This is a genomic window from Sphingomonas bacterium (assembly GCF_903644135.1).
GTDB lineage: Bacteria > Pseudomonadota > Alphaproteobacteria > Sphingomonadales > Sphingomonadaceae > Sphingomonas.
Genome location: NZ_CAHJXA010000075.1, coordinates 1 through 10,029, shown reverse-complemented (window position 1 = coordinate 10,029; position 10,029 = coordinate 1). Strand labels below are relative to the sequence as shown.

Genomic DNA, 10,029 nt, shown 5'->3' with positions numbered 1-10,029 from the left:
CCGGCTGCTGGCGCGCGACGGCTGGGGCCGCGCGACGCGGCCGGCGACGCGCGCCGCCTTCTATCTACGCTCGCATGGCCTGCGGATGCCGCCGGCGATGCTGGCGCGGCATCTGTGGATCAAGTGGCGGCGCGGTAGAACCGGCGGATGATCGCGTAGAGGCCGAGTACCACGACCACTGCGAAGGTATCGGCGAACCAGTCGCGGATGTCGCAGTCGCGGTGCAGAGAGGGGATCGACTGACCGACCTCGATCAGCGCGCCGAGGAACGACAAGCGCTCGCCGATCCGCGTCAGCGGCACCTCGCGGTACGACATCGCCGCGAGCAGCGCGATTACCGAGAAGGCGAGCATATGCTCGAATTTATCGCCATAGCCGTCGATCGGCAGCGCCGGTGGGTGCGGCAGCAGCGCCATGACGACGGCGGTGACGATCGCCGCCCATTGCAGCACATAGGCGACCTTGCGCCACCGGCTGCGCGGCGCGGCGGTCATGCGAGCCGCTCCAGCGCCGGGATCAGATCGGCGAACCCGTCGATCACCGCATCGGCCCCAAGGCTCTCGACCGGCTGTTGCAGGAAGCCGAAGCTGCACGCCACCACCGGCAGTCCCGCCGCCTGCGCTGCCTGCACATCATAGATCGAGTCGCCGACGAACGCCGCGCGACCGCCGCCGCAGCGCTCCACCATCAGCTCGATCAGGTCGGGCTTGGGCTTGCCGCGCCCCGGCCCCAGCGTGTCGCCGCCGATGATCGTCACGAACCGCTCGCTGAGCCCGAGCGCGTCGAGGATGATCCGCGCCAGCCGCTCATATTTGTTGGTGACGACGGCCAGCGTCGTGCCGCGCGCGGCCAGCACGTCCAGCGCGTCCAGGCAGCCGGGAAAAGGTCGCGTCTCCGCCGCGATGTTCGCCTCGTAGAAGCCAAGCAGTCGCGCCTGCAGCACGTCCAGCTCCGCCTCGGTGCAGCCGCCGGTCGCCGCCATGCCCTGCGCCAGCATGTGGCGCGCGCCGCCGCCGATCATCGGCCGGATCCGATCGACCGGCAACGTCGCCCGCCCCGCCGAGGTAAGCGCATGGTTGACCGCCGCCGCAAGATCGCCGCTGGTGTCGAGCAGCGTGCCGTCGAGGTCGAAGCCGACGATGGGGAAAGCGAAGCTCATGCAATCCGCCGCCTGCCGCGCCGCTCTGGCATTGGCAAGCCGAACGTGGCAGCAGCGCGTCCCATGACCAGACCCGTTGCCGCTATCATCCTCGCTGCCGGCAAGGGCACGCGGATGAAGTCGAGCCTGCACAAGGTCCTGCACCCGATCGCCGGGCGGCCGATGCTGCTGCACCTGATCGCCGCGGTCGAGGGGCTGGCCCCGGAGCGCACGGTGGTCGTCACCGGGGCTGGCCGCGAGCAGGTCGAGGCGGCGGTCGCCCCGCATGGCGTCATGACGGCGCTGCAGCAGGAGCAGCTCGGCACCGGCCATGCGGTGCGTCAGGCGGAGGCGGCGCTGGCGGGCTTCGCGGGCGACGTGCTGGTCCTCTATGGCGACGTCCCGCTGGTCACGACCGCGACGATGCGGCACATGATCGAGGCGCTGCATGGGGATGGCGATCCGGTGGCGGTGGTGCTCGGCTTCCGGCCTGCCGATCCGGGAGCCTATGGCCGAGTGATCGCCGACGCTGACGGCCGCATCGCGCGCATGGTCGAATACAAGGACGCGAGCGAGGACGAGCGGCTCGTTACTTTGTGCAACTCAGGACTGATGGCGTGTCGGTCCGCCGACCTGTTCCGGTTGCTGGGGCAGGTCACCAACGTCAATGCGGCGGGCGAATATTACCTGCCCGATGTGGTGATGCTTGGCCTGCGCGAGGGCCGCGCATCGGTGGTGATCGAGACCGGCGAGGATGAGGTGGCGGGGGTCAACAGCCGCGCCGAACTGGCAGCGGTCGACGCGCGCTGGCAGCAGGCCCGCCGCGCCCAGGCGATGGCCGATGGCGCAACGCTGCTCGCGCCCGAGACGGTCTGGTTCGCGCACGACACCGCTGTCGGCCGCGACGTGACGATCGGCCAGAACGTGGTGTTCGGCCCCGGCGTCGCGATCGCGGATGGCGTCGTCATCCACGCCTTCAGCCACATCGAGGGCGCGAGCATCGCCAGCGGGGCGGAGGTCGGGCCCTATGCCCGCCTGCGCCCCGGCGCGGTGTTGGGCGAGAAGAGCAAGGTCGGCAATTTCGTCGAGGTGAAGAAGGCGGTCCTGGGCGGGGGGGCCAAGGTCAACCACCTCAGCTATATCGGCGATGCCGAGATCGGCGCGGCGGCGAACATCGGCGCGGGCACGATCACATGCAATTACGACGGTTTCTTCAAATATCGTACGAACATCGGTGAGGGCGCGTTCATCGGCTCCAACTCGGCGCTGGTCGCCCCGGTGACGGTCGGCGCGGGCGCGATCGTCGGGGCGGGGTCGGTGGTGACTCAGGATGTCGAGGCGGACGCCCTAGCGCTGGTGCGTCCGCCGCAAGAGGTGAAGCCGGGCTGGGCGGCCCGGTTCCGCGAGCGGATGCGGGCGAGGAAGGAAGCGAGATAATGTGCGGCATCGTTGGTATCGTCGGCGTGGAGGACGTGGCGGACCGCCTCCTCGACGGGCTCAGGCGCCTGGAATATCGCGGCTACGACTCCGCCGGTATTGCCACCGACCATGACGGCGCAATCGATCGCCGTCGCGCGTCGGGCAAGCTGATCAACCTCGCCCGCGAACTCGCCGCCGAGCCGCTACCCGGCACCACCGGCATCGCTCATACCCGCTGGGCGACGCATGGCGGTCCGACAACGGAGAACGCTCACCCGCACGCGACCGGCGAGGTGGCGGTGGTGCACAACGGCATCATTGAGAACTTCAAGCCGTTGCGCGAAGAGCTGATCGCGCGCGGCCGCGTCTTCACCAGCGAGACCGACACCGAGGTCGTCGCCCATCTGGTCAGCGAAAAGGTCGAGGCCGGCATGGCCCCCGCCGACGCGGTGCGCGAGGTGTTGCCGCGCCTGCACGGGGCATTCGCGCTCGCCATCCTGTTCCGCTCGCACCCGGAGCTGCTGGTCGGCGCGCGGCTGGGCTCGCCGCTGGTGGTCGGGCATGGCGAGGGAGAGACGTATCTCGGCTCCGACGCGCTGGCGCTCGCGCCGCTGACCCAGCGCATCGCCTATCTCGATGAAGGCGATTGGGTAGTCTGTACGAAGGACGACGTGCAAGTCTTTGATAGGGCAAACAACCCGGTCGAGCGGCCGGTCACCATCTCCGGCGTCACCGGCGAGCTGATCTCCAAGGGCAATCATCGCCATTACATGCTCAAGGAGATCTACGAGCAGCCGATCGTCGTCGCTCAGACCTTGCGCTCCTACCTGCAGCGGATGGAGGGACGCGTCACGCTGCCGATCCCCGACTACGACCTATCGGGGATCAAGCGGGTGACGATCGTCGCCTGCGGCACCAGCTTCTACGCCGGCATGGTCGCCAAATACTGGTTCGAGCAGTTCGCGCGCGTGCCGGTCGATCTGGATGTCGCCAGCGAGTTTCGTTACCGCGCGCCGGTGATGGAGGCGGGCGGGCTCGCCCTCTTCATCAGCCAGTCGGGCGAGACCGCCGACACCCTCGCCGCGCTGCGCCACGCCAAGTCGGAGGGGCAGACGATCGCGGTCGTCGTCAACGTGCCGACCAGCAGCATGGCGCGCGAGGCGGACCTGCTGCTCCCCACCCATGCCGGGCCGGAGATCGGCGTCGCCTCGACTAAGGCGTTCACCTGCCAGCTCGCCGTCCTCGCCGCGCTCGCCGCCAATCTCGCCCGCGCCAAGGGCCTGTTCAGGCCGGGCGAGGAGGCGCAGATCGTCCGGCATCTGTCGGAAGCACCTGCCGCGCTGAACGGCGCGCTCGCCTATGACGAGGCGATCGAGGCGATGGCGCATGTGATCGCGGGAGCGCGCGACGTGCTCTACCTGGGTCGCGGCACCGACTATCCGCTGGCGTTGGAGGGCGCGCTAAAACTCAAGGAAATCAGCTACATCCATGCTGAAGGTTATGCGGCGGGCGAGATGAAGCACGGGCCGATCGCGCTGATCGACGAGAACGTGCCGGTCATCGTCATCGCCCCCTCCGGCCCGCTGTTCGACAAGACCGTCAGCAACATGCAGGAGGTGCAGGCGCGGGGCGGCAAGGTGGTGCTGATCAGCGATTACGATGGCATTCAGGCGGCGGGCGAGAAGTGCCTGGCGACGATCACCATGCCCAAGGTCCACCCGCTGATCGCGCCGCTGGTCTATGCGGTGCCGGTGCAGCTGCTCGCCTACCACGTCGCGGTGGCGAAGGGGACCGACGTCGATCAGCCGCGCAACCTGGCGAAATCGGTCACCGTCGAGTGACGGCCGTCAGCCGCGCGGCTTGACGAACTTCAGCGTCATGCGGTCGCTCTCGCCGATCGCGGCGTAGCGGGCGCGGTCCTTGTCGCCGTCGCGATAGGTCGGCGGCAGCGTCCACACGCCGCTGGCGTAATCATGCGTGTCGCGCGGGTTGGCGTTGATCGTGCTGGCGGCGACGAAGCGGAAGCCGGCCTTCTCGGCCAGCGCTCGCACCGTCGAGATCTTCATATAGCCGCTGCTGCGCTCGCGGGCGGTGTCCATCTCCTCGGGCAGGTGATGGTCCTCGATGCCGAGCGTGCCGCCGGGCTTCAGCATCGTGTAGATGTCGCGGAACGCACCTTCGGAGTAATCGGCCTTGTCGGTCGTCAGGAAGCCCATCCGCCAGTTGTGGATGTTGCGGAAGGTCAGCACCACGTCGACGCTGCCCGGCGCGACCTGATCGCCGCCCAGCTTGCTGGGAAAGTTGGCGCGCTTGACCTTGCCATAGGTGGCGGGATCGCTGTCCAGCTTCTTGGCGATCTGGTCGGCGAAGCGGCCCGGCGGCGACGCCTCGGTCAGGGTGCCGCCGCCGGCTGCGAGATAGGGCGCGAGGATCTCGGTATACCAGCCGCCGAACGGCCACAGCTCGACGACATTGTCGTGCGGCTTGATCCCGAAGAACGCCAGCGTCTGGGCAGGATGCCGATCGCCGTCGCGTGCGACATTGGCGGGCGTGCGGGTGGGCGCGGCGACTGCGGCGGCAAGCGGACGCGACGGCGTTTGCGCCACGATCGCGACGACCGGCGTGGCAGCGAGCAACAGGCACAGCATGGTCTTGCGCATGATCATCCCCTCGACAGACGTCGATCATGCCCGCTCCCACGCCGGCTTTCAACCGACGATTGGGCGGGCTAAGCCCCTGCGATGCTCGACGGTTCGCCAGGCACCGATGCTTCACCGCTGATCGCCGGCGTCGAGCTGGGCGGTACCAAGTGCATTGCCATCCTCGCGCGCGGTCCCGACGCGATCGAGGACGAGGTGCGCATCCCGACCACCCGCCCGGATGAGACGCTGTCGGCGCTGGCGGCGGTGCTGGAACGCTGGCGGGGGTTCGCTGCACTCGGCATCGCCAGCTTCGGGCCGATCGCGATCGATCCCGAGGCGGCGGACTATGGCCAAGTGACGGTGACGACCAAGCCGGGCTGGTCGCACACCGACGTTGCCCGGCGGCTGGAACGCTTCGCCGGCGTGCCGACCAACTTCCACACCGACGTCGTCGGGGCGGCGCTGGCGGAGGCGCGGTGGGGCGCGGCCAAGGGGCTGGCCGACATGGCCTATGTCACCGTCGGCACCGGCATCGGTGCGGGGATGGTCGCTGGCGGCAAGCCGGTCGACGGCCTCACCCATGCCGAGTTCGGCCATCTGCGCCCGGTGCGGGTCGCGGGCGACGACTGGATCGGCAGCTGCCCGTTCCATGGTGCCTGTGTCGAGGGGCTGGCGTCCGGAACCGCCATCGCTGCGAGGACCGGTCGACCAGCGGACCAGCTCGCCGCCGACGATCCCGTCTGGGACCTGGTCGCGCACGCGCTGGGGCAGCTGTGCCATGCGCTGGTGCTGACCGGCGTGCCGCGGCGGATCGTCATGGGCGGCGGCGTGATGGTCGGCGTGCCGCACCTGTTCCCGCGCGTGCGCGAGGCGATGACCAAGAGCCTCGCCGGCTATGTCGCGCTGGCCGAGGTGGCGATGGCCGACAGCTATATCGTGCCGCCGTCGCTTGGCGGGCGGGCGGGGCCACTCGGCGCGATCATCCTGGGCGAGCAGGCGCTGGAGCGCTCGCGCGGCTGATCGGTCAGCCGCGCTCGCGGGCGCGATGCTCGACCGAGTCGAGGATCGACGCGCCCGCCATGAACACCGCGATCGGGCAGACCGCGAACAGCAGCTTGCCGCCGGTGCCGGGATATTGCGCCATGTAATGGACCCCGCGCTCGATCGCGCCGGTGCCGAGACCGTAAATAACCAGGAACGCCTCGAATTTGGTCTTGATGGTGAACAGGCGGGCGGCGCGGGTGAGCATGACGCCAACCTAGCAAGCCGCGGGCCAATCGCGCAAACCCGCCGATCCCGCGCCAGGCGACATGGTTACCTGTCAGTTAAACCGACAGGTGTGTGCCGAACATCTCCAGCAGTTGCGTATAGAGCGCGCGCTTGAACGGCACCGCCAGCGCCGGTAGTTCGGCCGGGTCGATCCACCGCCAGGCGCGGAACTCCGGGTGAGGCGTGGCGATGTCGATCGCGCCGTCGTCGGCGATCAGCCGCAGCAGGAACCAGCGCTGGCGCTGGCCGCGATAGCGCCCCTTCCACACCTTGCCGATCAGCTCGGGCGGCAGGTCGTAGAACAGCTCCTCCGGCGCTTCGGCAATCACCTCGACCTGATCGAGCGCGACGCCGACCTCCTCGCCCAGCTCGCGCAGCGCGGCGGTGCGCGCATCCTCGCCCGGATCGATCCCGCCCTGCGGCATCTGCCACGCCTCCAACGTCGTATCGATGCGCTGGCCGACGAACACTTGGCCGGCGCGGTTGACCAGCATGATGCCCGCGCATGGGCGATAGGGGAGAGCGTCGGTCATCGATCATCCTGACATCTGGCGGCGACATCGCGGGTTCCGCGCGGGTCGCCGATCGGGCATGGTTACCGGCATGGCCCATATCGGATTCGTGCCGCTGCGCATCTTCTCGTCGTACACCATGCTCGACGGCGCGATCGAGCCCAAGGACATCGCCAAGGCGGCGCGGAAGCGCGGCTTCCCGGCGGCGGCGCTGACCGACCGCAACGGGCTGTATGCGGCGATGGCGTTCTCCGACGCGGCCAGGAAGGACGGCGTGCAGCCGATCATCGGCGCGATGCTGGGCGTCTGCCGCCCTGACCTGCCCGAGGGCGTCGCGCCGGTGCTCGACTGGCTGGCGCTCTATGCGCAGGATAAAGCCGGCTACGACAATCTCTGCCAGCTCGTATCGATGGCGCATCTCGATCGGCCGATCGAGCAGGCTCCGCACGTCACCTTTGCGGGGTTGGAGGGGCGCACCGACGGTCTGATCGCGCTCACGGCAGGCGGCGAGGGCGGGCTGGCGCGGTTGTTCGCCGAGGACCAGCCGGCGCGCGCCGCCGCCTATTGCGATCGGCTGCAGGGGTTGTTTCCCGACCGCCTCTTTATCGAGATCGCCCGGCGCGACGACCCGGTCGAGACCGCCGCCGAGGAGGCGCTGATCGACCTCGCCTACGCCCGCGACCTGCCGCTGGTCGCGGTCAACCCGTGCTGCTTCGCCGACGCCGCGTTCGGGCCGGCGCACGATGCCATGCTGTGCATCGCCCACTCGACCTATGTCGAGAGCGACGAGCGGGTGCGGACCTGCCCGGAGGCGTGGCTGAAGCCCGCCGACGCCATGGCGGCACTCTTCGCCGACCTGCCCGAGGCGATCGCCAATACGCTGGTGGTCGCGCAGCGCTGCGCGGTGACGGCACCGGCGAGAAAGCCGATCCTGCCGAGCCTGGCGGGCGACGTCGCGGGCGAGGCGGTGCTGCTGCGACGCGACGCCGCGGCGGGGCTGGAGGCGCGGCTGGCGACGATCGAGAAGCTGGGCACCCATGACGGCGATTGGCGCACGCCTTATCGCGACCGCCTCGCCTTCGAGCTCGACGTCATCAACCAGATGGGCTTCCCCGGCTATTTCCTGATCGTCGCCGACTTCATCAAATGGGCGAAGGAGCAGGGTATCCCCGTCGGTCCCGGCCGCGGCTCGGGGGCTGGCAGCGTCGTCGCCTGGGCGCTGACCATCACCGATCTCGACCCGTTGCTGCTCGGCCTGCTGTTCGAGCGCTTCCTCAACCCCGAACGCGTGTCGATGCCCGACTTCGACATCGACTTCTGCGAAACCCGCCGCGGCGAGGTGATCCGCTACGTCCAGGAGAAATACGGCCGCGACCAGGTCGCGCAGATCATCACCTTCGGCAAATTGAAGGCGCGCGCGGTGCTCAAGGACACCGGCCGCGTCCTGCAGATGAGCTATGGCCAGGTCGACCGCCTCGCCAAGCTGGTGCCAAACCACCCGACCGACCCCTGGGACCTGAAGCGCGCGCTGAACGGCGTGCCGGAGCTGGCGAAGGAATACGCCAACGACAACCAGGTCCGCCACCTGCTCGACCTCGCCATCCAGCTGGAGGGAATGCCGCGCCACTCATCGACCCACGCCGCCGGGGTGGTGATCGGCGACCGGCCTCTGTCGCAGCTGGTGCCGCTCTATCGCGACCCGCGTTCCGACATCCCGGTTACCCAGTTCGACCTCAAATATGTCGAGGTGGCGGGGCTGGTGAAGTTCGACTTCCTCGGCCTCAAGACGCTGTCGGTGCTGCAGAAGGCGACCGAAATGCTGGCGCTACGCGGCATCGCCGTCGATTTCGCGGCGCTGACCTGGGACGACGAGGCGACGTACCGGCTGCTGCAGAGCGGCAACACCGTTGGCGTGTTCCAGGTCGAATCGGAGGGGATGCGGCGCACACTGGCGGCGGTGAAGCCGACGGTGTTTGAGGACATCATCGCGCTGGGCGCGCTGTATCGGCCGGGGCCGATGGACAACATCCCGATGTTCGGCCGCCGCAAGAACGGCCAGGAGCCGATCGCCTATCCGCACCCGCTGCTCGAACCGCTTCTGAAGGAGACCTATGGCATCTTCGTCTATCAGGAGCAGGTGATGGAGGCAGCGCGGGTGCTGGCGGGCTATACGCTCGGCGGTGCCGACCTGCTGCGCCGGGCGATGGGCAAGAAGATCAAGGCGGAGATGGACGCCCAGCGCGCCGGCTTCGTCGCCGGGTGCCTCAGCGTCAACGGCATCGCCGCGCGTGAGGCCAACGCGCTGTTCGACCTGATCGACAAGTTCGCTGGCTATGGCTTCAACAAGAGCCACGCCGCCGCCTATGCACTGCTGACCTATCACACCGCCTGGCTGAAGGCGCATCACCCGCACGAATTCTACGCGGCGTCGATGTGCTACGACATGGCGACCACCGACAAGCTGGCGATCTTCGTCGACGATGCGCGGCGGTTGGGGGTGACGCTGCTGCCGCCGTGCGTGAACGGGAGCGGGGCGGAGTTCGGGGTGGAGGAGCCGGACGGTGGCTTGGCCGTCCGCTACGCGCTCGCCGCGCTCAAGTCGGTCGGCGAGGGTGCGATGGAGGGGCTGATCGCCGAGCGCGCCAACGGCCGCTTCGCCAGCCTCGACGATTTCGCCACCCGCCTCGACCCGCGTCTGCTCAACAAGCGGCAGGTGGAGACGCTGGCGGCGGCGGGAGGCTTCGACGGCGTCGAGCCCAACCGCGCCGGCGTTTTCGCTGCCGCCGACACCGTCCTCGCCATCGCCGCCAGCACGCACGAGAACCGCACCAGCGGCCAGGGCGGGTTGTTCGGCGGTGACGCCCATGCGGGCGACAGCATCCGTCTCTCCGCCTCGGCGCGCTGGACGATGGCGCAGCGGATGGAGCAGGAGAAGGAGGCGTTCGGCTTCTATTTCTCCGCCCACCCGGTCGATCGCCACGCGCACCTTGCCCGGATGCACGGCGCGCGCCCTTTCGCGCGGCTGGCGGAGCTGGCGATCCCCGACGAC

9 protein-coding genes are annotated in these 10,029 nt (G+C 69.0%); 4 read left to right on the top strand and 5 right to left on the bottom strand.

Annotated elements, in window-relative coordinates:
- Positions 1-119 precede the first annotated feature (119 nt).
- The gene (locus tag HUU96_RS05985; RefSeq protein ID WP_174291935.1) at positions 120-494 is read right to left on the bottom strand and encodes a hypothetical protein; all 375 of its coding nucleotides are present in this window, start codon (positions 492-494) and stop codon (positions 120-122) included.
- A complete protein-coding gene (locus HUU96_RS05980; protein WP_174291934.1) occupies positions 491-1,159 on the bottom strand; it encodes an HAD-IA family hydrolase in 669 nt (222 codons plus the stop codon). Before HUU96_RS05980 ends, HUU96_RS05985 begins: the two co-directional genes overlap by 4 nt.
- A 63-nt stretch (positions 1,160-1,222) precedes the next feature.
- Between HUU96_RS05980 and glmU the strand changes: the two genes are divergently transcribed.
- Positions 1,223-2,575, top strand: a complete 1,353-nt coding sequence (glmU, locus tag HUU96_RS05975) for a bifunctional UDP-N-acetylglucosamine diphosphorylase/glucosamine-1-phosphate N-acetyltransferase GlmU (protein ID WP_174291933.1) — start codon at positions 1,223-1,225, stop codon at positions 2,573-2,575.
- Entirely contained in the window at positions 2,575-4,398 is a 1,824-nt protein-coding gene (glmS, locus tag HUU96_RS05970; protein WP_174291932.1) for a glutamine--fructose-6-phosphate transaminase (isomerizing), read from the top strand. The genes glmU and glmS overlap by 1 nt, the downstream gene beginning before the upstream one ends.
- 6 nt (positions 4,399-4,404) lie before the next feature.
- Here the strand turns inward: glmS and HUU96_RS05965 are convergent, their stop codons facing one another.
- Positions 4,405-5,217, bottom strand: coding sequence for a class I SAM-dependent methyltransferase (locus tag HUU96_RS05965; RefSeq protein ID WP_174291931.1), 813 nt, complete (start codon positions 5,215-5,217; stop codon positions 4,405-4,407).
- Between the two features lie 81 nt (positions 5,218-5,298).
- Between HUU96_RS05965 and HUU96_RS05960 the strand changes: the two genes are divergently transcribed.
- On the top strand, positions 5,299-6,219 hold the full coding sequence (locus tag HUU96_RS05960) for an ROK family protein (RefSeq protein WP_174291930.1): 921 nt from the start codon (positions 5,299-5,301) through the stop codon (positions 6,217-6,219).
- Positions 6,220-6,223: 4 nt separating this feature from the next.
- Here the strand turns inward: HUU96_RS05960 and HUU96_RS05955 are convergent, their stop codons facing one another.
- Positions 6,224-6,448, bottom strand: a complete 225-nt coding sequence (locus HUU96_RS05955; RefSeq protein ID WP_174291929.1) for a hypothetical protein — start codon at positions 6,446-6,448, stop codon at positions 6,224-6,226.
- 76 nt (positions 6,449-6,524) lie between these two features.
- On the bottom strand, positions 6,525-7,001 hold the full coding sequence (locus HUU96_RS05950; protein ID WP_174291928.1) for an RNA pyrophosphohydrolase: 477 nt from the start codon (positions 6,999-7,001) through the stop codon (positions 6,525-6,527).
- Positions 7,002-7,071: 70 nt separating this feature from the next.
- Here HUU96_RS05950 and dnaE point away from each other — a divergent pair.
- The coding region (gene dnaE / locus HUU96_RS05945) for a DNA polymerase III subunit alpha (protein ID WP_174291927.1) at positions 7,072-10,029 on the top strand (2,958 nt) is incomplete at its 3' end.

Excerpts from the sequence above, each read along its gene's own strand:
- HUU96_RS05985 (WP_174291935.1), bottom strand. The coding sequence starts at position 494 with ATGACCGCCGCGCCGCGCAGCCGGTGGCGCAAGGTCGCCTATGTGCTG.
- HUU96_RS05980 (WP_174291934.1), bottom strand. The coding sequence starts at position 1,159 with ATGAGCTTCGCTTTCCCCATCGTCGGCTTCGACCTCGACGGCACGCTG.
- glmU (WP_174291933.1), top strand. The coding sequence starts at position 1,223 with ATGACCAGACCCGTTGCCGCTATCATCCTCGCTGCCGGCAAGGGCACG.
- glmS (WP_174291932.1), top strand. The coding sequence starts at position 2,575 with ATGTGCGGCATCGTTGGTATCGTCGGCGTGGAGGACGTGGCGGACCGC.
- HUU96_RS05965 (WP_174291931.1), bottom strand. The coding sequence starts at position 5,217 with ATGCGCAAGACCATGCTGTGCCTGTTGCTCGCTGCCACGCCGGTCGTC.
- HUU96_RS05960 (WP_174291930.1), top strand. The coding sequence starts at position 5,299 with ATGCTCGACGGTTCGCCAGGCACCGATGCTTCACCGCTGATCGCCGGC.
- HUU96_RS05955 (WP_174291929.1), bottom strand. The coding sequence starts at position 6,448 with ATGCTCACCCGCGCCGCCCGCCTGTTCACCATCAAGACCAAATTCGAG.
- HUU96_RS05950 (WP_174291928.1), bottom strand. The coding sequence starts at position 7,001 with ATGACCGACGCTCTCCCCTATCGCCCATGCGCGGGCATCATGCTGGTC.